The sequence below is a fragment of the Mycobacterium sp. WMMD1722 genome, from assembly GCF_049315205.1.
In the GTDB taxonomy this organism is placed as follows: Bacteria; Actinomycetota; Actinomycetes; order Mycobacteriales; family Mycobacteriaceae; genus Mycobacterium.
In genome coordinates this window covers 264,456-284,879 of record NZ_CP186056.1, presented here as the reverse complement: position 1 = coordinate 284,879, position 20,424 = coordinate 264,456, and the positions used below count along the sequence as shown (strand labels likewise).

At 70.1% G+C, this 20,424-nt stretch carries 20 protein-coding genes; 8 read left to right on the top strand and 12 right to left on the bottom strand.

Annotated elements, in window-relative coordinates; genetic code table 11:
• Nucleotides 1-245 precede the first annotated feature (245 nt).
• Nucleotides 246-506 carry a 30S ribosomal protein S20 gene (gene rpsT, locus ACN27E_RS01335; protein ID WP_422746242.1) on the top strand — a complete coding sequence of 87 codons (261 nt, stop codon included), beginning with the start codon at nt 246-248 and terminating at the stop codon, nt 504-506.
• Between the two features lie 11 nt (nt 507-517).
• Here rpsT and holA read toward each other — a convergent pair whose 3' ends face one another.
• Genes holA through ACN27E_RS01320 form a run of 3 tightly spaced genes read right to left on the bottom strand, consistent with a single transcriptional unit; the run spans nt 518 to nt 3,900 of the window.
• Nucleotides 518-1,480: a DNA polymerase III subunit delta gene (holA, locus tag ACN27E_RS01330; RefSeq protein WP_422746241.1), complete on the bottom strand. Its 963-nt coding sequence runs from the start codon at nt 1,478-1,480 to the stop codon at nt 518-520.
• Nucleotides 1,481-1,492: 12 nt separating this feature from the next.
• Nucleotides 1,493-3,061 (bottom strand): ComEC/Rec2 family competence protein, encoded by a 1,569-nt coding sequence (locus ACN27E_RS01325; protein WP_422746240.1) that lies wholly within the window; start codon nt 3,059-3,061, stop codon nt 1,493-1,495.
• Nucleotides 3,058-3,900: a ComEA family DNA-binding protein gene (locus tag ACN27E_RS01320; RefSeq protein ID WP_422746239.1), complete on the bottom strand. Its 843-nt coding sequence runs from the start codon at nt 3,898-3,900 to the stop codon at nt 3,058-3,060. The genes ACN27E_RS01325 and ACN27E_RS01320 overlap by 4 nt, the downstream gene beginning before the upstream one ends.
• A 144-nt stretch (nt 3,901-4,044) precedes the next feature.
• Here ACN27E_RS01320 and ACN27E_RS01315 point away from each other — a divergent pair, with 144 nt between their 5' ends.
• The gene (locus tag ACN27E_RS01315) at nt 4,045-5,106 is read left to right on the top strand and encodes a dihydrodipicolinate reductase (protein ID WP_422746238.1); all 1,062 of its coding nucleotides are present in this window, start codon (nt 4,045-4,047) and stop codon (nt 5,104-5,106) included.
• Here ACN27E_RS01315 and ACN27E_RS01310 read toward each other — a convergent pair.
• From ACN27E_RS01310 to ACN27E_RS01285, 6 genes are all read right to left on the bottom strand, one after another.
• A complete protein-coding gene (locus tag ACN27E_RS01310; RefSeq protein WP_422746237.1) occupies nt 5,103-5,945 on the bottom strand; it encodes a DegV family protein in 843 nt (280 codons plus the stop codon). The genes ACN27E_RS01315 and ACN27E_RS01310 overlap by 4 nt on opposite strands.
• A 2-nt stretch (nt 5,946-5,947) precedes the next feature.
• Nucleotides 5,948-6,760 (bottom strand): diglucosylglycerate octanoyltransferase, encoded by an 813-nt coding sequence (gene octT / locus ACN27E_RS01305; protein WP_422746236.1) that lies wholly within the window; start codon nt 6,758-6,760, stop codon nt 5,948-5,950.
• Complete coding sequence (gene gpgP / locus ACN27E_RS01300; protein WP_422746235.1) at nt 6,747-7,439, bottom strand: glucosyl-3-phosphoglycerate phosphatase; 693 nt, start codon at nt 7,437-7,439, stop codon at nt 6,747-6,749. The genes octT and gpgP overlap by 14 nt, the downstream gene beginning before the upstream one ends.
• Nucleotides 7,436-7,804 (bottom strand): ribosome silencing factor, encoded by a 369-nt coding sequence (rsfS, locus tag ACN27E_RS01295; RefSeq protein ID WP_422746234.1) that lies wholly within the window; start codon nt 7,802-7,804, stop codon nt 7,436-7,438. Before rsfS ends, gpgP begins: the two co-directional genes overlap by 4 nt.
• Complete coding sequence (nadD, locus tag ACN27E_RS01290) at nt 7,801-8,421, bottom strand: nicotinate-nucleotide adenylyltransferase (RefSeq protein ID WP_422750160.1); 621 nt, start codon at nt 8,419-8,421, stop codon at nt 7,801-7,803. Before nadD ends, rsfS begins: the two co-directional genes overlap by 4 nt.
• A gap of 63 nt (nt 8,422-8,484) precedes the next feature.
• Nucleotides 8,485-9,213 carry a GntR family transcriptional regulator gene (locus ACN27E_RS01285; protein WP_422746233.1) on the bottom strand — a complete coding sequence of 243 codons (729 nt, stop codon included), beginning with the start codon at nt 9,211-9,213 and terminating at the stop codon, nt 8,485-8,487.
• Nucleotides 9,214-9,360: 147 nt separating this feature from the next.
• Here ACN27E_RS01285 and ACN27E_RS01280 point away from each other — a divergent pair, with 147 nt between their 5' ends.
• Genes ACN27E_RS01280 through ACN27E_RS01265 form a run of 4 tightly spaced genes read left to right on the top strand, consistent with a single transcriptional unit; the run spans nt 9,361 to nt 14,952 of the window.
• Nucleotides 9,361-10,863, top strand: a complete 1,503-nt coding sequence (locus tag ACN27E_RS01280) for an amino acid permease (RefSeq protein ID WP_422746232.1) — start codon at nt 9,361-9,363, stop codon at nt 10,861-10,863.
• Entirely contained in the window at nt 10,863-12,302 is a 1,440-nt protein-coding gene (locus tag ACN27E_RS01275) for an FGGY family carbohydrate kinase (RefSeq protein ID WP_422746231.1), read from the top strand. Before ACN27E_RS01280 ends, ACN27E_RS01275 begins: the two co-directional genes overlap by 1 nt.
• Complete coding sequence (locus tag ACN27E_RS01270) at nt 12,299-13,711, top strand: NAD(P)/FAD-dependent oxidoreductase (protein ID WP_422746230.1); 1,413 nt, start codon at nt 12,299-12,301, stop codon at nt 13,709-13,711. Before ACN27E_RS01275 ends, ACN27E_RS01270 begins: the two co-directional genes overlap by 4 nt.
• Complete coding sequence (locus tag ACN27E_RS01265) at nt 13,708-14,952, top strand: NAD(P)/FAD-dependent oxidoreductase (protein WP_422746229.1); 1,245 nt, start codon at nt 13,708-13,710, stop codon at nt 14,950-14,952. The genes ACN27E_RS01270 and ACN27E_RS01265 overlap by 4 nt, the downstream gene beginning before the upstream one ends.
• An 85-nt stretch (nt 14,953-15,037) precedes the next feature.
• Here the strand turns inward: ACN27E_RS01265 and ACN27E_RS01260 are convergent, their stop codons facing one another.
• From ACN27E_RS01260 to ACN27E_RS01250, 3 genes are read right to left on the bottom strand one after another with little or no spacing between them, the layout of a single operon-like run.
• On the bottom strand, nt 15,038-16,486 hold the full coding sequence (locus ACN27E_RS01260) for a vWA domain-containing protein (protein ID WP_422746228.1): 1,449 nt from the start codon (nt 16,484-16,486) through the stop codon (nt 15,038-15,040).
• Nucleotides 16,486-17,361, bottom strand: a complete 876-nt coding sequence (locus ACN27E_RS01255; RefSeq protein ID WP_422746227.1) for an AAA family ATPase — start codon at nt 17,359-17,361, stop codon at nt 16,486-16,488. Before ACN27E_RS01255 ends, ACN27E_RS01260 begins: the two co-directional genes overlap by 1 nt.
• 15 nt (nt 17,362-17,376) lie before the next feature.
• Nucleotides 17,377-18,633: a glutamate-5-semialdehyde dehydrogenase gene (locus ACN27E_RS01250; RefSeq protein WP_422746226.1), complete on the bottom strand. Its 1,257-nt coding sequence runs from the start codon at nt 18,631-18,633 to the stop codon at nt 17,377-17,379.
• Nucleotides 18,634-18,700: 67 nt separating this feature from the next.
• Between ACN27E_RS01250 and ACN27E_RS01245 the strand changes: the two genes are divergently transcribed.
• Together ACN27E_RS01245 and ACN27E_RS01240 are read left to right on the top strand one after the other, a co-directional pair.
• Complete coding sequence (locus tag ACN27E_RS01245) at nt 18,701-19,576, top strand: ribokinase (RefSeq protein WP_422746225.1); 876 nt, start codon at nt 18,701-18,703, stop codon at nt 19,574-19,576.
• Between the two features lie 8 nt (nt 19,577-19,584).
• The gene (locus tag ACN27E_RS01240; RefSeq protein WP_422746224.1) at nt 19,585-20,418 is read left to right on the top strand and encodes an enoyl-CoA hydratase/isomerase family protein; all 834 of its coding nucleotides are present in this window, start codon (nt 19,585-19,587) and stop codon (nt 20,416-20,418) included.
• Nucleotides 20,419-20,424: the final 6 nt, after the last annotated feature.

Genomic DNA, 20,424 nt, shown 5'->3' with positions numbered 1-20,424 from the left:
GGCGGTACCCGAGCGCGATGATCGAGCGGCGGTCCCCGTGGGCGTTGCGGTGGGCACTGTGCGGGCGGTCACGCCACCACTTTGCCTGACCCGGTGCGTTCCGGCAGGCCAGGGGCACTCGCTTTGGGAGATCGGGGACCTCGCTGGTACCCTGAACAGTCGCTGCCCGCCGCCATCGGCGTGGCCGAAAGACTTTGTACGCACACCCGAGAACACATACTCGAGACCAAGAAGGACAGCTCTACGTGGCCAACATCAAGTCGCAGGAAAAGCGCATCCGCACCAACGAGCGCCGCCGGCTGCGCAACCAGTCGGTGAAGTCCTCGCTGCGCACCGCCGTGCGGCATTTCCGCGAGGCCGTGGACACGGGTGACAAGGACAAGGCCGCCGAGCTGCTGGCCAGCACCAGCCGCAAGCTGGACAAAGCCGCCAGCAAGGGCGTCATCCACAAGAATCAGGCCGCCAACAAGAAGTCGGCGCTGGCCCTGGCTCTGAACAAGCTCTGAGCGCCTCGGCGTCAGTCGCCGACCAGTTCGGCCACCCGGCGCACCGCTGACTCGAGTGCGTAATCGGCGTCGGCTGCCGCGCCCTTGACATCGGCGTTGAGCGCCGCGACCACCCGCATGGCCTCGGCCACCGATCCGCGCGACCACCGTCGCGCCTGCTTCTGTGCCTTCTGCACCCGCCACGGCGGCATCCCGACCTCACCTGCGAGCCGGTAGGGATCCCCGGACAGCGGGCCCACCCGCGCGATGGTGTGCACCGCTTCGGCCAGCGCATCGGCCAGCACCACCAGTGGCTCACCGCTGAGCATCGCCCAGCGCAGCGCCTCGGTCGCCCCGGCGACATCGCCCGTCACCGCCTTGTCGGCGATGTCGAATCCCTTCACCTCGGCGCGACCCGAGTGGTAGCGCCGCACCGCGGCCGCATCGACCTCTCCGGCCGTATCGGCCACCAGCTGTGAACACACCGCGGCCAGTTCGCGCAAGTCGGAGCCGACCGCGTCGAGCACCGCGGCGACGGTGTCGTCGGAAACCTTCACCTTGGCGGTCCGGAATTCCCGGCGGACGAAATCGGCTCGCTCGCCGGCCTTGGTGATCTTCGCGCACGGATGAACCTCGGCGCCCAGCTTCTTGAGCTGATCGGCCAGCGCCTTGGCCCGGCCGCCCCCGGAGTGCACCACGACCAGCATGGTGCCCCCCGGCAGATCCGAGGCCGCGGCGGTGATCAGGGCGACGGCGTCCTTACCGGCCTCGGCCGCAGCCTCGAGCACCACCACCCGCTCGTCGGAGAACAGCGACGGGCTCAGCAGTTCGGCGAGCTCACTGGTGCTGACCTCACCGGCCCGCAGCCGATCGACGGGCACGTCGGGGGTGCCCGCGAGCTTGCGCGCACTGCGCAACACCGCCGCCACCGCACGCTCGACCAGCAGTTCCTCATCGCCCAGAACCAGATGGAGACCATCGACCGATCCGCTCACCCGCCGATGGTTTCACGCCGGGCCGACAGCCCCGCCCCCAGTGCCCCCGCCCACGTGGCCCGCCACCGCCCACGCCAGCATGCCCACCGCGACACCGGCCACGATCAGCCGCGCCCAGCGGCGCCGCCACAGCAGCACGGCTCCCCCGCCGCCGGCGGCCACCCATGCCAGACCCGCCCAGCCCGCCGGCACCGGCAGCACCGCCCCCGGCGCCGACGCCGCCCACTCGGCCACCCGCAGCAGCCACCACAGCTGCGGACCGGTGAACCGGATCAGCAGCCCCGCACCTGCCGGCCACAACGGACACAGCGCAGCCGCCGCGGTGCCGATCACCGTGATCGGCGGAATCACCGCGGCCACCGCAAGATTGGCCGCGACGCCCACGATGCTGACGGTGCCGGAGATGGCGGCCACCAGCGGTGCGGTCACCAGCTGTGCGGCCAGCGCCACCGCCACGGCGTCGGCCAGCGCTTTGGGCCAGCCTCGCCCGACCAGCCGGCCCGACCAGACCGGGGCGATCACCACCAGACCTGCGGTCGCCGTCACCGACAGCGCGAAACCGGCGTCGACCGCGAGTTCCGGTGCGGCGATCAGCAGCAGCAGCACGCTGGCCGACAGCGCCGGGATCGCCTGGCGCCGGCGGTGCGTCAGCACAGCGACCAGCGTGACACCGCCCATCACCGCGGCCCGCAGCACGCTCGCCGACGGCTGAACCACGATCACGAACGCAGCCAGGACGAGCGCGGCCAGTACCGCCGCCGCCCGCGGGCCGATCACGCCGGCGCCGAGCAGCACAGCGCCGCACACGATCGTCACGTTCGCGCCCGACACGGCGGTCAGATGGGTGAGGCCCGCAGCCTTGAAGTCGTCGGTCGTGCGCCCCGGCACCGTGGAGGTGTCGCCGAGCACCAGCGCGGGCAGCATCGCCGCCTGGTCGGCGGGCAGTGCCCCCCGTGCCGCCTCGGCGAAGCCGGTGCGCACCGATTGCGCCATCCGCTGCACCTGCGGCGCGGGACCGAGGCTGGGCTCGCCGGTCGCCGAGAGCACCGCGACGGTGAGATCGCGCCGGGCCGGTCGGCCGACCTGGGCGCGAAATGTCGCCGGGCGGCCCGCGCCGACCTGCCCGAAATCCGACGCCGAGGCGAAAACCACCACGCGCCCGAATGATTCGCTGCCATCGAGTTCCCCTAGGACCCCACGAAACATCAGGCGCCCGCCGCCGACGTAGCGCGGACTGTCGCTCGGCGTGACCGTCACCGTGGCAGTGGTGCCGTAGCGACCGGTGAGCGGATGGTCGCGAACATGCTCGGCGCGCAGGATCACCGCCGTGGTGAACGCCACGCCGAGCACCGCGACCGCCAGCACCCCACCTGCGACCCGACGCACCGCCGACGCAACGGTCGGCTCGCCGCTGACCCAGCAGGCCAGCGCGGCACCGCCCACCAGGCAGCCGAGCAGGACCAGCACTGCCGCACCGCGCGGCCACGAGATGCCCGCCGCGGTGACCGCCCAGCCGGTCAGCGCCGCGGGCACCAGCCGCAGATCCAGATGCCGGCCTTCGGGAATTACGGAGCCGATCACACATGGACCAGATCTCGCAGCTTGGCCAGCCGCGCCGGACCGATTCCCTCGACGTCGCCGAGCTGGTCCACGCTGCTGAAGGCGCCGTTCGCGTCGCGCCAGGCCACGATCGCCGCGGCGGTCACCGGGCCCACGCCCGGCAGGGTGTCGAGTTGCTCGACGGTGGCGGTGTTGAGGTTCACCGGCTCGCCCGGCTCGGGGGCACCGGATCCCGGAGCCGGCGGCGCCGGCGAGGCGTCGGCCGGGCCACTGGCCGAGCTGCCCATGGTCGGTGGCGCCCCGGGCGCCGGCGCGACGCCGACGATGATCTGCTCACCGTCGCTGAGCCGACGCGCCATGTTCAGCCCGATCAGGTCGGCGCCCTCGACGGTTCCTCCCGCCGCCTCCAGGGCATCGGCGACGCGGGCCCCCGCCCCGAGTGTCACCAGCCCCGGTTTGTGGACCAGTCCGACGACGCTGACGACGACCTGCGTCTCTGCCGCAGGGTGGTCCGGCGCCGGCGACCCCGACGAGATCATCTGCACCGGCGGCAGATTCGCCGTGGACACCGGAGGCGGGCTGTCCCGCCACACCGTGAACACCGTCACCAGCACCGCCACCGCACCGAGCACTGCGAGCCCGACGACTCCCGCCCGTCCCGGATCCGCCCGCAACGCCGCCAGCCACTCGTACCGGCGGCCTGATCCCGCGGTGTCGGCGGCCTCCGGCAGCCACCTCGACAGCGTGGTGTCCGACGGTCCGGTGTCCGTCGGGGTGGAGTCAGGCGCAGCGCCGTGCTCGTTCTCCAGTTCGGCGCCCATGCGGCGCTGCAGCCGTTCGGCCGGTTCTTCGGTCCGCATGTGCCCGACGGTAGGGAGCCACGCGGTCAGATCCGCGGCGTCGACGCTCCTCCGGGACCGGCTTGTGGATGAACACGGCGCTGTGGATGGTGCGCAGCCCCTAGTGTCGACTGCGCACGCAGACTCGACGAGGAGGCCCACCCTGTGACCGCACCGACGACCCGCCCGCTACGCGTGATCCAGTGGACGACCGGCAACATCGGCCGTCGCTCGCTGCACGCGATCATCGGCCGCGACGACATGGAACTGGCCGGGGTCTACGCCCACGGGCCCGACAAGGTGGGAGTCGACGCGGCAGACCTGGCGGGGTGGCCCGAGCCCACCGGCGTCACCGCCACCAACGACATCGACGCGCTGCTCGCGCTGCGGCCCGACGCCTGCTGTTACAACCCGCTGTGGCCCGATGTGGACGAACTGGTCAAACTGCTGGAGGCGGGGGTCAACGTATGCTCCAGCGCGGCGTGGATCACCGGGGGCAAGCAATCACCCGAGGACATCGCCCGCATCGAGAAAGCTTGTGCGACAGGAAATTCAACGATCTTCGGCAGCGGCGCCCACCCCGGCATGACAAATATGGTGGGGATGGTGCTCTCCGGTGCCTGTGAACGCGTCGACGAGATCCGCATCACCGAATCGGTGGATTGCTCTACCTACGAGTCGGCCGGCACGCAGACCGCGATGGGATTCTCGCAGGACCCGGACACCCCCGGGCTGGCGGAGAGCGTGCGGCGCGAGAGCGAGGTCTTCGCCGAGTCCGCGGCGATGATGGCCGACGCGATCGGAGCGAAGCTCGACCGGATGACCTTCGACGTCGAGTTCACCACGGCGACCGGGGACACCGATCTGGGCTTCATGCAGATCCCCGCGGGCACCGTCGGTGGCGTGTACGGCTATCACCGCGGCTGGGTCGGTGACCGCAACGTCGTCAGCGTCGGCTTCAACTGGACGATGGGCGACCACGTCACCCCGCCCAAGCCGCTGGAACACGGTCACGTCATCCAGGTGTTCGGGCTGCCCAACATGCGCACGGTGCTGCACTGTCTGCCCCCGCGCGACTGGACCGAACCGGGGTTCATGGGGCTCGGCATGATCTACACGGCAATGCCGGTCACCAACGCGGTACCCGCGGTCGTCGCCGCCCCGCCGGGCATCGTGACGCTCAAGGACCTGCCACCGGTGACGGGCCGAGCGGCCAGCGCCGGTTAATTCTCCGGCGCGAGGCTGATCACCACACCCACCGCACCGGCACCGAGGTGGATGGACAGCACGGGTCCCATATCGGTCACGGTGAGCGTCTCCAGCTGCGGCAACCGCTCGGTGAGGGCGGCTCCGAGCGCATCGGCCACATCGTGGTTGTCGACATGGTGGACGGCCACCGCCGCCCGCCGTTCGCCGATCACCTCGACCACCTGGTCCACCAACGCGGTATGGGCCTTTGATGTCGTTCGGATACGTTGGGCGAGAACCAGTCTGCCGTCCACGTCGAGCCGCAACAGCGGTTTGAGCGACAGCGCAGTGCCCAACCACGAGGCCGTCGTACCGATCCGGCCGCCGCGGCGCAGATTGTCCAGTCGGTGTACCACGATGAACGCCCGTCCCCGCCCGACGGCGGCCCGTGCGCCGGCCTCGACCGCGTCGAGATCGGCTCCCTCGCCGGCGCAGCGGGCGGCGGCCAGGGCGACGAACCCGACGCCCATGGCTGCGGACCGGGAGTTGACCACCCGCACCGCCGAACCGAATGCCCGCGCCGCGCCCACCGCGGAGCTCAGGGTGCTCGACAACGCCGCCGAGATGTGAACGGCCACGACGCCGTCCCCGCCGCTGTCGGCGAGTGCGCGCCGGTAGGCGTCGGACAGCTCGGCGGGCGTGGATCCGGCGGTGGTGACCTGGGCGCGGGTGTGGATGTCGTTGGGTATCGCATCCACACCGTCGCGCAGATCGCTGTCCTCGAGCAGGACGTGCAGCGGCACCTGCCGGATGCCGAACCGTTCGAGATCCTCGGGCGACAGCCGCGAGGAGGCATCGGTGACCACCATCACCGTCATGGTCAGGCCTCGGTGAGTGCTTCGGGGACACCGGCTTTCGCCAGCGCCTCGAGCATCAACGCCGCCACCGCCTGGTGTGCCTCGAAATTCCAATGGATCCCGTCGGGGTTGCCACGCCCGCCCAGCACGTGTTCGGCGACGGCCGCTTTGAGGTCGACCAACGGAACATGCTGCGTCGCCGCCCATTCGGAGATCGCCCGCACCGTTGCGGGTCGGCCGTGGTGAGCCTTGCCGTAGGTCTGGGCGATGTGCACCGAGGGCAGCGACGCGACGATCGGGATCCCGGGACGATTGAAATCGATGGCGCCACGGGTCATCTCGAGGTACTCCGCGCTCAGGTGGGGAGGCAGGGCGGAGGCCGCGATCGGTGACAGCCGAGGTTGCACCCAGCCGTACCCGTCGCGCACCCAGCGGCGCAGCCACGGCGGACGGACGTAGCGGATGAGCTCCCGCAGGGCCGTCGGCAGCGGCGAGGGCAGGGAGTCCATTCCCCCGGTCGCGAAGACCACCGCGCCGGCGCGCGGCAGCGCCGCCCAGGCCCGGGGATCCTGCGTCGCAGCCCACCACACGTCCCGGCAGGTCCAGCCGATCCGCCCGATCAGCTCCAGATCCCAACCGAGTTGATCGGCAACGACATTCGGCCATATCCGCGGATCGTCCGACGGGAGGCCGCCGGTCGGGCCGTAGTAGGCCAGGGAGTCGGCGAAGACGAGCAGTGCCCGGCGGGCAGGAGCGGAGCGACCGGGGGAATGTTCCCGGCGGGCCGGAGCGGAGCGACCGGGGGAATGTTCCCGGCGCGGTTCAGAGGACGTCATGGCCGACCTGCGCGGACGCGTTCCACACGTCCAACCGCCATCGGATGCCGTCGAGCGCCATGTCGTCGGCCCCGTCGTCGCCTCCCGCGTGGCCGGACAGTTGAACCCAGCTGGCATTACCCATGCCGCCGAGCACCGGCCAGTTGTCGACCGGCAGTCCCAGCAGATCGGCGGTCAGCGCGGCGATCAACCCGCCGTGTGCGACCAGCACCACCGGGCGATCCGGCTCGCCGTCGGCGTCCGAGCCCCAGCCGGACTGGGCGCCGACCAGTTCGGCGACCAGCGGGCGGCTGCGTCGTGCGACGTCCACCCGGCTCTCCCCGCCGTGCGGCGCCCAGCGGGCATCGTCGCGCCAGGCCAGGCGGGCTCCCGGCGCGACGGCGTCCACCTCCAGGTGCGTCATGCCCTGCCACTCACCGAGGTGGGTCTCGCGCAGCCGGCTGTCCACGGCCACCGGCATCCCGGCGCGTTCGCCGAGCGCATCGGCGGTGTCGAGCGCTCGCCGCAGATCCGAGGAGACGATGGCCAGGGGGTGTCGCTTGGCCAGCGCCTCGGCCGCGACCACAGCCTGTGCCCGGCCGAGTTCGGACAACTCGGTGTCGAGCTGTCCCTGCATGCGGCGTCCGGCGTTGTATTCGGTCTGGCCGTGCCGCAGCATCACCAGCCGCCGGACCCTCATGGCTGGTCGTCCAGATGCACCGGCACCACCGGGCAGTCGCGCCACAGCCGGTCGAGTGCGTAGAAGTTGCGTTCGTCCTGATGCTGGATGTGCACGACGATGTCGACGTAGTCGAGCAAGGTCCAGCGGCCCTCCCGGGTGCCCTCGCGCCGGGCGGGCTTGTGCCCGGCCAGGCGCATCTTCTCCTCGACCTCATCGACGATGGCGTTGACCTGGCGTTCGTTGGAGGCCGAGGCGATCACGAAGCAGTCGGTGATGACCAATTGCCCGGACACGTCGATCACCACCACATCGTCGGCAAGTTTCGAGGCCGCCGCGCGGGCGGCGATCGTCGACATCTGGATGGCTTCGTCGGAGGCAGTCATAGCGGTACGTCCTCGGTGGGTGATGCGGGCGGGTCGGGGAGATAGAGCCTGCGCTTGGTCACGTACTGCACGACACCGTCGGGCACCAGATACCAGATCGGCCGGGCTTCGGCGGCCCGCTTACGGCAGTCGCTCGACGAGATCGCCAGGGCGGGCACTTCGACGAGGGACAACGCCTCGGGCGGCAATTCCCGCATGGCCGCCGAGATGTGTTTGCCGTCGAGTTCGTAACCGGGCCGGCTGACGCCGACGAAGCGGGCGATGGAGAACATCTCCTCCCAGTTCTGCCAGGACAGGATCGAGGCCAGTGCGTCGGCGCCGGTGATGAAGTACAGCTCTGAATCGGGGTTGAGGGCCCGCAGGTCGCGCAGGGTGTCTTTGGTGTACGTCGGCCCGCCGCGGTCGATGTCGACCCGGCTGACCGAGAACCGCGGGTTGGCGGCCGTGGCGATCACGGTCATCAGATAGCGGTCCTCGGCGGCGGTGACCGAGCGGTTGTGCTTCTGCCACGGCTGACCGGTCGGCACGAACAGGACCTCGTCGAGATCGAAGAGATCGGCCACCTCGCTGGCGGCGACCAGGTGGCCGTTGTGGACGGGGTCGAACGTCCCGCCCATCACGCCGAGCCGCCGAGGTGGAGAATGCACGAATAGCGAGCTTACGGCAGGCCACGAGCCCGCTCAGACCGGTGAGCGGTCGTCCGTGAGCAGTTCGGAGACCTCGAAGGCGGCGCGATCGGCCCGGTAGACATCGCGCGCGTACTCCACGCAGCGGCCCGTCGTGTCCTCGGTGCGCCGCGTCAGCAGGGTTCCCGCCGAGCCGGCACGCACGCCGAGCTGCGCGCTGGAGGCGTCGTCGAGGACGATCGATTCGAGCACCGCGGTGGACCGGGCGAGCGCTACGCCGTAGCGCTCGCGCAGCACCGCCCACAGGGAGCCCTCCTCGGGGACATCGAGGATGCCCGGGGTGAGCTGGGCGGGCAGAAACGTCGTCTCGAGGGCGAACGGAATGTCGTCGACGCTGCGCAGCCGGTGGAACACATGGACCGAGGCGCCGTCGTCCAGATCGAGCGCCAGCCGCACCGCCGGGGTGGGGTGTTGCTCCTCGGCCCACAGCAGCCGCGCCGCGGGACGGCGTCCGAGCCGCGACACCTCCTCGGAGAAGCTGCCGATGTGGAATCGCACCCGGGGTTCGGCGACGAAGGTCCCCCGCGGGGGCTTGCGGTAGACCACGCCTTCGCTCTCCAGCAGCGACAAGGCCTGACGTGCGGTCATCCGGCTGACGCCGTGCTGTTCGGCCAGCTCGCGTTCCGACGGCAGCAGCGTATGCGGCCCCAGCTGGTCGGTGATGATCCGGTCCCGCACCAGGGCCGCAATGGCGAGGTGCCTGGGCGGATCGGCTGCCGGCATGCCGTCAGCGTAGCCAGCACCGGAGGACCCGGGTCGGACCAGGACAACCGGCCGTACAGGTAAACGTCTCGTTACCGGGTTGACGATGACGTGCGCCACACCCTAGCTTTGGTCCAACCACATGGTCTATACCACCTTGGAGGATGGATGTCCGGTCCCGAATCGCCCCGCGGCGGCGACGCCGCCGAGCTCGCTCAATTCGGTTATTCGCAGTCCCTCGAACGGCGCACCGGGCGATTCGCATCGTTCGCGGTGGCCTTCGCGTTCGTCTCGATCGCGACGGGCATCTTCACCACCTACGGTTCGGTGCTGAACTCCTCCGGGCCGATCGGCATCTGGACCTGGCCGATCGCGGTCGTGGGCCAGTTGGCGGTCGCGTTCGTGCTGGGGGCACTGGCCTCACGCATCCCGGTGACCGGCTACCACTACCAGTGGATGTCGCGGCTGGCCAACCCCGTCCTGGGTTGGATCATCGGCTGGATCTCGTTCACCTTCCTGGCCATCGTCGTGGTCGCTGTCGACTACACGATCGCCTCGACGATCCTGCCCGCCCTGTTGCACTACGAGGGCACCGCGACCATCGCGTGGGTGGTGACCGCCCTGGTCCTGCTGGCGCAGTTCCTGCTGGTCGCCCTGTCCACCCCCTGGGCCGAGCGGGTGAACAACGGCTTCGTCACCCTCGAGCTGATCGGCATGGTGGCCTTGACGGTGCTGTTGCTCGTGGTCGCCGCCATCCGCGGTGACATGGACTTCGCGAATCTGTTCAGCCGCGGCGCCGTGCCGGCGGAAGGCTATTGGAGTTTCGGCGACCTGACCTCAGCCGGGCCCTGGATGCTGGGCTTCCTGCTCGGCGCGTTCACCATCGTCGGCTTCGAATCGGCGGCCAACCTCGCTGAGGAGACCCACGACCCCGAACGCGTGGTGCCCCGCGCGATGTGCCAGGCCGTGCTCGCCTCGGGGATCCTGGGCTTCCTGTTCCTGGTCGCCGTCACCCTGGCCGCCGGGGACCCGATCGCACTGGCCGAATCCGGTACTCCGATCGCCGACGTCATCGCCACCACGCTCGGGTCGGTGACCGCGACGCTGCTACTCGTCATGGTGGTGCTGGCGATCTTCGCCTGCGGCCTGGTCATCATGATGACCGGGGTGCGGCTGACCTGGGCCATGTCGCGCGACGAGCGCTTCCCCGGGTGGCAGCAGTGGAATCAGATCTCCCCTCGTTTCCACACGCCGCTCAAGGCCGCGGTGCTGTACTTCGTTGTCGCGCAGCTGATCCTGGCCATCTTCTCGCAGACCGAGACCGCGCTGTTCACGCTGTTCAGCGCGGCGACGCTGCTGCCCGCGGTGCTGTACGCCGCGACGGTGGTGCTCTACCTGATCAAACGCAAGACGCTGCCGGCCAACGGGAAGTTCGACCTGGGCGCCTGGGAGATGCCGGTGGTGGTCGTCGCGGTGGTCTGGCTGGTGTTCGAGTTGGCGCTGTTCCGCGATTCCAGCTTCAAACAGGCCTGGGCATACGTCATCGTGATGGTGGTGGTGGGTGCTCTGTATCTCGGCTACCTGCTGGTCACCCGCGGCCGGCAGAGCCTGTCGATGCCCGAGATGACCTCCATCGACGCCGAACTCGACCGTGAGGCTGCAAAGGACTGATGACGTATCTGCTGGCGATCGACCAGGGCACGTCGGGGACGAAGGCGATCGTCGTCGACGAACGGGGCACCGTCGTGTCCGTCGCCGAGGTGGGGCTGCGACCGCAGTACCTCGGCCACGGAGCGGTCGAACAGGACCCCAAGGCACTGTGGCGGTCGGTGGTCGAGGCGGGTCGGAAAGCGTTGGCCCACGCCGGTGTCCCCGTCGCAGCGGTGGCGCTGGCCAACCAGGGCGAGACGGTGCTGGCCTGGGACCGCGACACCGGCCGCCCGCTGAGCCCGGCAATCGTCTGGCAGGACCGCCGCGCCGAATCGGTGTGCGCACCGCTGGCCGACTCGGCGCAGCACATCGCCCGGCGCACCGGCCTGGTCCTCGACCCCTACTTCTCCGCACCCAAGATGGCGTGGCTGCGCGGCAATCTCACCGGTGACGGCGTGGTCACCACGACCGACACCTGGTTGGTGCACCGGCTGTGCGGCGCGTTCGTCACCGACGCGTCGACCGCGAGCCGATCGCTGCTGACGGCACTGGATCGGATGGCCTGGGACGAGGAACTGCTGGGGCTGTTCGGGCTGGCCGGCGAAACCCTGCCCGACATCGTGGACAGCGACGACATCGTCGGCACCACCGACGTCTTCGGGCCGCCGATTCCGGTGACCGGGCTGATCGTCGATCAGCAGGCCGCCCTGCTCGCCGAGAGCTGCCTGGAACCGGGCGCGGCGAAGTGCACTTACGGCACCGGCGCGTTTCTGCTGGCGCAGCTCGGGGCGACGGCCGCGCTGTCGTCGACGGGGTTGACGACGTCGGTGGCCTGGCGGCTGCGGGAGCAGACGTCCTACTGCGTCGACGGGCAGGTCTACACGGCGGCCTCGGCGGTGCGCTGGGCGATCGAGTTGGGTCTGGTGCCGGCCGCCGATCAGCTCGACACCGTTGCGGCCGAGTCCAGTGACGGGGTGCTGTGCGTCCCGGCGCTGGCGGGTTTGGCTGCGCCGTACTGGGATTCAGCCGCCACGGCGTCGTTCTCCGGGATGACGCTGGCCAGTGGCCGCGGCCAGCTGGTGCGGGCGCTGCTCGAGGGCGTCGCCGCGCAGATCGCCGCCCTGGCCGAGCTGGTCGCCACCGACCTCGGGCAGCCGCTGACCCGCTTGCGCGTCGACGGCGGACTGACCCGCTCGACGGTGTTGATGCAGGCACAGGCCGATCTCGGACAGATTCCCGTCGAGGTCTACCCGTCGCTGCACGCGACCGCACTCGGCGCGGCCGCCTGCGCTCGCCTGGCGCTCGACGGCACACTGTCACCCGCCGACGCGGTGGGCACGTGGACGCCCGACCGCACGTACGAGCCACGCTGGTCGGCGGACCGGGCCGCCGACCACCTGTCGCGATGGCACACCGCCGCCCGCCATACGCTCACCTCGAAGGAGACACCGCAACCATGACCGCCCCCGATATCAGCGACGTCGTCGTCGTCGGCACCGGCATCGTGGGAAGCGCGATCGCCCGGGTGCTGGCCGGCACCCGGCTGTCGGTAACCATGGTCGAGGCCCGCAACGACGTCGGCGACGGCACCAGCAAGGCCAACACCGCACTGCTGCACACCGGCTTCGACGCCACCCCCGGAACGCTCGAATCCCGCCTCGTCGCACGCGGTTACGCATTGCTCAGTGAATACGCCGAGCAGACCGGCATCCCGGTCGAGTACACGGGTGCCCTGCTGGTCGCGTGGACCGACGAGGAGCGCGACGCGCTGCCCGGCCTGAAGGACAAGGCCGAACGCAACGGGTACACCGCCTGCGAGATCGTCGATGCCGACGGGGTGTACCGGGTCGTCCCCGATCTGGGACCCGGCGCCCTGGCCGGTCTGACCGTGCCCGGGGAATCGATCATCTGCACGTGGACGACCAACCTCGCGCTCGCCACCGACGCGGTGCGGCGCGGAGCCCGTCTGCTGACCGGCGCAAAAGTCACTGCGGCACAACCGGGGAGCGACTACACCACGTTGACGACGGCTGCCGGGGAGGTGCGGGGGCGTTGGATCGTCAACGCTGCCGGTCTCGGTGCCGACCAGCTGGACGCGGCGTTCGGACACCAGCGCTTCACCGTCACTCCGCGACGCGGAGAGCTCCTGGTCTTCGACAAGCTGGCCAGGCCGATGGTGCCGCTGATCGTGCTCGCCGTGCCGTCGTCGCGGGGTAAGGGTGTGCTCGTCAGCCCGACCATCTACGGCAACGTCATGGTCGGCCCCACCTCGGAGAACCTGACCGACCGCACCGCCACCGGCACCAGCGAAGCGGGTTTCGACTTCCTCCTCACCAAGGGCCGCGCGCTGATGCCGACGTTGTTCGACGAGGACGTCACCGCCACCTACGCCGGTCTGCGCGCAGCCATCGACTCGAACGACTACCTCATCGACGTCGACGACGATCAGCGCTACGTCCTGGTCGGCGGAATCCGGTCGACCGGCCTGACCGCGGGCATGGCGATCGCCGAGTACGTCATGGATCTGCTCGGCGGTACCGGGCTCGACCTGACGGCGCGCCCCGAGTTGCCCGCTCCGCCACGGATGCCCAACATCGGTGAGGCGGGCCTACGCGCGTATCAGGACGCCGCTCGCATCGAAGCCGACTCCGCCTACGGGCGCATCGTGTGCTTCTGCGAGCGGGTGACCGCAGGCGAGATCCGCGACACCTTCCGATCCCCCATTCCACCAGGTGATCTGGACGGCCTGCGCCGCCGCACCCGGGTGATGAACGGCCGCTGCCAGGGCTTCTACTGCGGCGCCCACACCCGTGCGTTGCTCGCATCCGGCGGCGTCGAGAACGGCGCTGCCGTGGCGGCCGTCCGATGACGAACGAACAGCACGTGGCGGTCGCGATCGTGGGCGGCGGACCGTCCGGGCTGACCGCCGCGGCCGAACTCGCCCCCCAGGTCACCGGGGATGTCCTGGTCATCGAACGCGAAGCCGAGACCGGCGGAATCCCCCGGCACAGCGACCATCTCGGCTACGGTCTGCGCGATCTGCGGCGGTTCCTGTCCGGGCCGGACTATGCGCGGCGTCTCACCGCCCGCGCACGCGACGCCGGTGCGCAACTCGAGACCGAGGCGATGGTGACCGGCTGGAGTGGTGAACGTCGCCTGAAGATCACCTCGCCGCGCGGCCTGCGCAGCGTCACTGCCGATGCGGTCGTACTCGCCACCGGCGCCCGGGAACGGCCTCGGCCCGCCCGGCTGATTCCCGGCGACCGCCCCGACGGCATCTACACCACCGGGCAACTGCAGAATCTCGTGCATCTGCACCACGCCCGGGTCGGCGACCGGGCGCTGATCGTCGGGGCCGAACTGGTCAGCTGGTCGGCAGTGCTGACGCTGCGCGAGGCGGGTTGCGTTCCCGTTGCGATGGTCAGCGCCTATCCGCGCTCGGAAGCCTATGCGGCTTTTCGCATCCCGGGTCGGGCACTGATGACCGGACCGGTGCTGACCCGCACCCGGCTGGTCGGAATTCATGGCAAGGGCCGCGTGCACAGCGCCACCGTCGAGAACCTCGACACCGGGGTGCGCACCCGGATCGACTGTGACACTGTCGTGCTGACCGGCGACTGGATTCCTGACCATGAACTGGCCCGCACCGCGGGTCTGGCGATGGACCCCGCTACCCGCGGCCCGGCCGTCGATGCCGCGCTGCGCACCAGCGCCTCCGGCGTGTTCGCGGTCGGCAATCTGCTGCACCCGGTGGACACCGCCGACGGCGCCGCGCTCGACGGCCGCCACGTCGGGGCGGCGGTTCGCCGCTGGCTGAGCGACCGGGCCACGCCGCCGGCAGGTGTGCGCATCCGCACCGAGGGACCCTTCAGATGGGTTGCCCCGCAGCTGATCTCTCCCGGTGGCGGGACGCCCGCCCGAGGGCATCTGCTGTTCTGGGTCGACGAGTACCGGCGGATGCCCAAGCTGAAGGCGGCCCAGGACGGTCGCGTGCTGGGGACCGTGCGCACCGCGTGGCCGGCCGCACCGGGCCGGGTGTACCGCGCGCCGTGGTCCTTGGTGGCAGACGCCCGCACCGACGGCGGCGACGTGACGGTGTCGTTCGCCTGACAGTCGCCCGCGAGCAGACACAAAATCGCACTGTTCGACGTCGCATCGTGCGATTTCGTGTCTGCTCGCGGGGGGATCTCCGTCGCTAGATCGGCAGCAGCTGGTCGATCACCCCGGCGAGCTGTTTGGCCGACCGGCATTCGTGCATGGTGATGATGTCGGTGTAGCGCGGCACCGCCGAATCGCCGCTGCCCCACAAGTGCAACGGTTCCGGATTGAGCCAGTGCGCGTGGCGGCTGGCATTGACCATGCGGGCCAGCAGTTCGGTCTCGGGATTGCGGTAGTTGTTGCGCGCATCGCCGAGAATCAGCAGCGAACTGCGGGGCGACAGCGCGGTCGGATACTTGTGCAGGAACGAGACGAAGGCATTGCCGTAGTCCGAATGGCCGTCGCGCGTGTAGACCCCGGCCTCGCGGGTGATCCGCTGCACCGCGACGGCCAGATCCGCGTCGGGTCCGAAAAGTTCGGTGACCTCGTCGGTGGTGTCGATGAAGGCGAAGACCCGCACGCGCGAGAACTGTTGGCGCAGCGCGTGAACCAGCATCAGGGTGAAGTGGCTGAATCCGGCGACCGACCCCGACACGTCGCACAGCACGACGAGCTCCGGCCGGGCCGGATGCGGCTTCTTGAGCACGACGTCGATCGGCACTCCCCCGGTCGACATCGACTTGCGCAGGGTCTTGCGCAGATCGATCTCCCCGGCGCGGGACCGGCGGCGCCGGGCGGCCAGCCGGGTGGCCAGCGTGCGGGCCAACGGTGCGACGACGCGGCGCATCTGGCGCAGCTGTTCTCCGGACGCGCGCAGGAATTCGACGTTCTCGGCCAGCTGGGGCACGCCGTACATCTGGACGTGTTCGCGGCCGAGACGCTCGGCGGTACGTCGCTTCGTCTCGGCCTCGACCATTTTGCGCAGTTGGGTGATGCGTTGCGCGGCGATCGCTTTGGCGATCTGCTCCTGGGTCGGGGTGGGCTCGTCGCCGTAGGGTGCGAGCAATCCGGCCAGCAGCCTGCCCTCCAGGTCGTCGAGGTTCATCGCCTTGAGCGCCTGATACGACGAATACGACGGACCCCGGCTGGAGTCGTACCGGCCGTAGGTCTCGATGATCTGGGCGATCATCGCGGTCAGCCGCGCGTCGAGATCGGCCAGGTCCGGGTTGTCGTCGAGCAGCTCGAGCAATGCCTCCCGCATCGCTTCGACGTCCTCGGGCAGCAGCCCCTGGTCGTCGTCCTGTCCGTCGGGATCCTCGTCGACCAGCACCGTCTTGCCGCCGATCGCCGCCGGGAAGAACAGATCGAACAGCGTGTCGTAGGTGTCCCGGTGATCCGGGCGGCGCAGCACCGCGCAGGCGATACCTTCGCGTAAGGCCTCCCGATCGCCGAGGCCGAGTACCGACATCACCCGTCCCGCGTCGACGGTCTCCGACGGGCCCACCGAGATGCCCTGTCCGCGTAGCGCTTCGACGAACTCCACCAGGTGTCCGGGAATGCCGTGCGGCGCCAGTGGCTGGGGCGGTCGGACCCGGCGGGCAGCCATCAGTTCAACCGCAGCTCGCCGGCAGCGCGCTGCTGGTCGGACTGGTGCTTGAGCACCACCCCCAGCGTCGCGGCGATCATCGCGTCGTCGATGGTGTCCATGCCCAGCGCGAGCAACGTGCGGCCCCAGTCGATGGTCTCGGCCACCGACGGCACCTTCTTGAGCTGCATCCCGCGCAGCACCCCGATGATCCGCACCAGTTCGGCGGCCAGATGCTCGGGCAGTTCGGGCACCCGCGAGAGCAGGATGCGCCGCTCCAGATCCGGGTCAGGGAAGTCGATGTGCAGGAACAGGCACCGCCGTTTGAGCGCCTCGGACAGCTCCCGGGTGGCGTTCGAGGTCAACAGCACGAACGGCTGACGCTCGGCGGTGATGGTGCCCAATTCGGGGACCGTCACCGCGAAGTCCGACAGCACCTCGAGCAGCAGACCCTCGATCTCGATGTCGGCTTTGTCGGTCTCGTCGATCAGCAGCACGGTCGGTTCGGTGCGCCGGATGGCGGTCAGCAGCGGCCGAGACAGCAGGAACTCCTCGCTGAACACGTCGGTCTTGGTCTGGTCCCAGTCCGACGCGCCGGCCTGGATGCGCAGGATCTGCTTGGCGTGGTTCCACTCGTAGAGTGCGCGGGACTCGTCGACACCCTCGTAGCACTGCAGCCGCACCAGCCCCGATCCGGTGGTCTGGGCGACGGCGCGGGCCAGTTCGGTCTTGCCGACGCCCGCCGGACCCTCCACCAGCAGGGGTTTGCCGAGGCGATCGGCGAGAAAGACGGCGGTGGCCGTCGCGGTGTCGGGTAGGTAGCCGGTCTCGGCGAGCCGGCGCGAGACATCGTCGATGTCGGCGAACAGCGGGGCGGGGCGGGCGGGGACGCTCACGCTAGGGTCTCCGATCTATGCGGGGCGGGTGTGGCCGGTAACAGGCGAGCCCCACACGATCCACTTGGTAGAGGTCAATTCCGGCAGGCCCATCGGGCCGCGAGCATGCAGCTTCTGGGTGCTGATGCCGATCTCGGCACCGAAGCCGAACTGCTCACCGTCGGTGAACGCCGTCGAGGCGTTGACCATCACCGCGGCGGCGTCGACCCGCTCGGTGAACCGTTGCGCGGCAGCCAGATCCGTCGTCACGATCGCCTCGGTGTGGCCGGAGCCGTATTCGTTGACGTGATCGATCGCGGCGTCGACGCCGTCGACCACCGCCAGCGCGATGTCCATCGAGAGGAACTCCGTGCGCAACTCGTCTTCCGACGGGTCGGCGTGCACGGTCACCCCGGCGTCCTGCAGGGCCTTGGTCAACCGCGGCACGGCCTGCTCGGCGATGGCGGCGTCGATGAGCACCGACTCGGCGGCGTTGCAGACGCTGGGGCGGCGGGTCTTGGCGTTGAGCAGGATCGACTCGGCCACCTCCAGATCGGCCGCGGCATGTACGTAGACGTGGCAGTTGCCGACACCGGTCTCGATGGTGGGCACCTGGGCGTCGCGCACCACAGCGTCGATCAGACCGGCCCCGCCGCGGGGGATCACCACGTCGACCAGACCCCTGGCCTGGATGAGATGGGTGACGCTGGCGCGGTCGTGGCTCGGCAGCAGCTGCACGGCATCGGGGTCGAGATCCTCGGCGACCAGTGCCGCGCGCAGTGAATCGACCAGCGCCGCGTTGGACTGGGCGGCCGAGGAACTGCCACGCAGCAGCACCGCGTTACCGGATTTGAGCGTCAGCCCGAAGGCGTCGACGGTGACGTTGGGCCTGCCCTCGTAGACGATGCCCACCACACCCAGGGGCACCCGCTGCTGGCGCAGCTGCAGCCCGTTGACCAAAGTGCTGCCGCGCAGCACCTCACCGACCGGGTCCGGTAGCCCGGCGACCTGTCGCAGGCCGGTGGCCACCCCGTCGATCCGTTGCGGGTTGAGCGCCAGGCGGTCGAGCATCGCGGCCGGAGTGCCCGCCGCGCGGGCGGTCTCGATGTCCTGCTCGTTGGCGGCGATGATGATGTGGGCGTCCATCAGGATCCGGTCGGCGGCCGCGCGCAGGGCCCGGTTCTTGGTATCGGTCGACAGGATCGCCAGCGAACGCGAGGCGGCGCGGGCCCGGCGGGCGGCGTCGTGAACCTGCGCACGCAGATCGGCAGCTGCGGGGGCGTGCACACTCATCAGCCCAGGGTATCGGAGGTCTGCGGGTCCGCCCGCGGCGGATCCACAGCTGGTCTAGCGTTGGTTCATGGCGACGACGCGGGTCTGCGTGGTGGGCAGTCTCAACGCCGATCTGCAGTTCCGCGTCCGGTCGCTGCCCCGGCCCGGCCAGACCGTGCTGGCGACGTCGATGACGGCGGTTCCGGGCGGCAAGGGCGGCAATCAGGCCGTGGCCGCCGCGCGAGCCGGCGCACAGGTATGCCTGGTGGCCGCAGTCGGCGAGGACGCGGCCGCCGGGGAGCTGCGCCGCCACCTGGCCGACAACGGCGTCGACCTCACCGCGGTGACGACGGTGCCCGGCCCCAGCGGCACGGCGGTGGTGGTGGTCGACTCGGCCGCCGAGAACACCATCGTGGTCTCGGCCGGCGCGAACGCCCACCTCGACGTCGGATCCGAGCCGGTGCGCGCGGTCATCACGGCCGCCGACGTCGTGCTGCTGCAGCTGGAGATACCGCTGCCCGTCGCGCTCGACGCGGCGCGCACCGCCCGCGCCGCCGGCGCTCTGGTCGTCGTCAACGCCTCGCCGGCCGGCGCCGCTGCACACGATCTGCTGGCGCTGTCGCACGTGGCCGACGTGGTGGTGGTCAACGAGTCCGAAGCGGGCGAATGGCACTGGCCGGTGCCGCACCTGGTGATCACCCGGGGCGCGCGTGGCGCCAGCTATCTGGGTGCCGAGGAACGCTTCGACGTGCCGGCCCCGGCGGTGAACGCCGTCGACAGCACCGGCGCCGGCGACGTATTCGCCGGTGTGCTGGCCGCGTCGTGGCCCGCGGGACACGAGGAGGCGTTGCGACGGGCCTGCGTGGCCGGCGCCCTGGCCACCCTCGTCGACGGCGCGGGCGACTGTGCACCGACCGCGGCGGCGATCGCCGACGCGATGAGGCGACACGCCAACCAACAGTGAGGACAGCGGTGACGTCAGAGCAGACCGAACAGCACACTCCCCGGCCACCCGAGGGCGACTGGCTGGGCACCCAGTTCCTTCGCTTCACCCGCGAAGGCGCCTTCGGTGTGTGCACCCTCGATCGCCCGCAGGCGCGCAACGCGATGACCCCGGCGATGTACTTCGGCATCAAGTACGCGGTCAAACACGTCGACAACGATCCCGATCTGGCCGGGTTGTTGATCACCGGCACCGATGACGTCTTCGCCCCCGGCGGCGATATGGGCGGCGGCGGCGCGGACAACTGGCTGACGTTCGGTGCAGCCCTGGGGATGGACGCGCTGCCCTTCGACACACTGCGCCAGTCCGTCAAACCGGTGGTGGCCGCGGTCAACGGACTGTGCCAGGGCGGCGGGATGCAGATCGCGCTGTGCGCCGACATGGCGGTGGTCAGCGAGCGCGCGACGTTCCGCGTTCCGGAGCTGTACCGCGGGATCGCCGATACGTATTACAGCCACATGCTGGCCCGGTTGATCGGTCCGGTGCGGACCCGCGATCTGATGTTCACCGGCCGCACGCTGTCCGCGACGGAAGCTCTGGATTGGGGTCTGATCGCGCGTGTGGTAGCCCACGAGGAGCTGATCGAGACGGCGAAAGACGTTCTGGCGCAATGCTGCCGGACCGCGCCGAGGGCTCGATCGGTGATCAAGTCCAGCCTCGACGACTACATCGGCCTCTATGACCGGATCGGCATGCAGGCCAGTCTGGGTGCCCCCGAATCGATCGAGGGCTTTCTGGCGTTCAAGGAACGGCGCTCCCCGAACTGGGTGCATCCCGAACTGCGGATCGACGGGCGGCTATGACGAAGC

Excerpts from the sequence above, each read along its gene's own strand:
- rsfS (WP_422746234.1), bottom strand. The coding sequence starts at position 7,804 with ATGACTGCCTCCGACGAAGCCATCCAGATGTCGACGATCGCCGCCCGC.
- ACN27E_RS01265 (WP_422746229.1), top strand. The coding sequence starts at position 13,708 with ATGACGAACGAACAGCACGTGGCGGTCGCGATCGTGGGCGGCGGACCG.
- ACN27E_RS01310 (WP_422746237.1), bottom strand. The coding sequence starts at position 5,945 with ATGACGGTGATGGTGGTCACCGATGCCTCCTCGCGGCTGTCGCCCGAG.
- ACN27E_RS01270 (WP_422746230.1), top strand. The coding sequence starts at position 12,299 with ATGACCGCCCCCGATATCAGCGACGTCGTCGTCGTCGGCACCGGCATC.
- ACN27E_RS01260 (WP_422746228.1), bottom strand. The coding sequence starts at position 16,486 with ATGGCTGCCCGCCGGGTCCGACCGCCCCAGCCACTGGCGCCGCACGGC.
- octT (WP_422746236.1), bottom strand. The coding sequence starts at position 6,760 with ATGACGTCCTCTGAACCGCGCCGGGAACATTCCCCCGGTCGCTCCGCT.
- ACN27E_RS01285 (WP_422746233.1), bottom strand. The coding sequence starts at position 9,213 with ATGCCGGCAGCCGATCCGCCCAGGCACCTCGCCATTGCGGCCCTGGTG.
- ACN27E_RS01245 (WP_422746225.1), top strand. The coding sequence starts at position 18,701 with ATGGCGACGACGCGGGTCTGCGTGGTGGGCAGTCTCAACGCCGATCTG.
- ACN27E_RS01275 (WP_422746231.1), top strand. The coding sequence starts at position 10,863 with ATGACGTATCTGCTGGCGATCGACCAGGGCACGTCGGGGACGAAGGCG.
- ACN27E_RS01280 (WP_422746232.1), top strand. The coding sequence starts at position 9,361 with ATGTCCGGTCCCGAATCGCCCCGCGGCGGCGACGCCGCCGAGCTCGCT.
- ACN27E_RS01250 (WP_422746226.1), bottom strand. The coding sequence starts at position 18,633 with ATGAGTGTGCACGCCCCCGCAGCTGCCGATCTGCGTGCGCAGGTTCAC.
- ACN27E_RS01320 (WP_422746239.1), bottom strand. The coding sequence starts at position 3,900 with ATGCGGACCGAAGAACCGGCCGAACGGCTGCAGCGCCGCATGGGCGCC.
- nadD (WP_422750160.1), bottom strand. The coding sequence starts at position 8,421 with ATGGGCGGGACGTTCGACCCCGTCCACAACGGCCACCTGGTCGCCGCC.
- gpgP (WP_422746235.1), bottom strand. The coding sequence starts at position 7,439 with ATGAGGGTCCGGCGGCTGGTGATGCTGCGGCACGGCCAGACCGAATAC.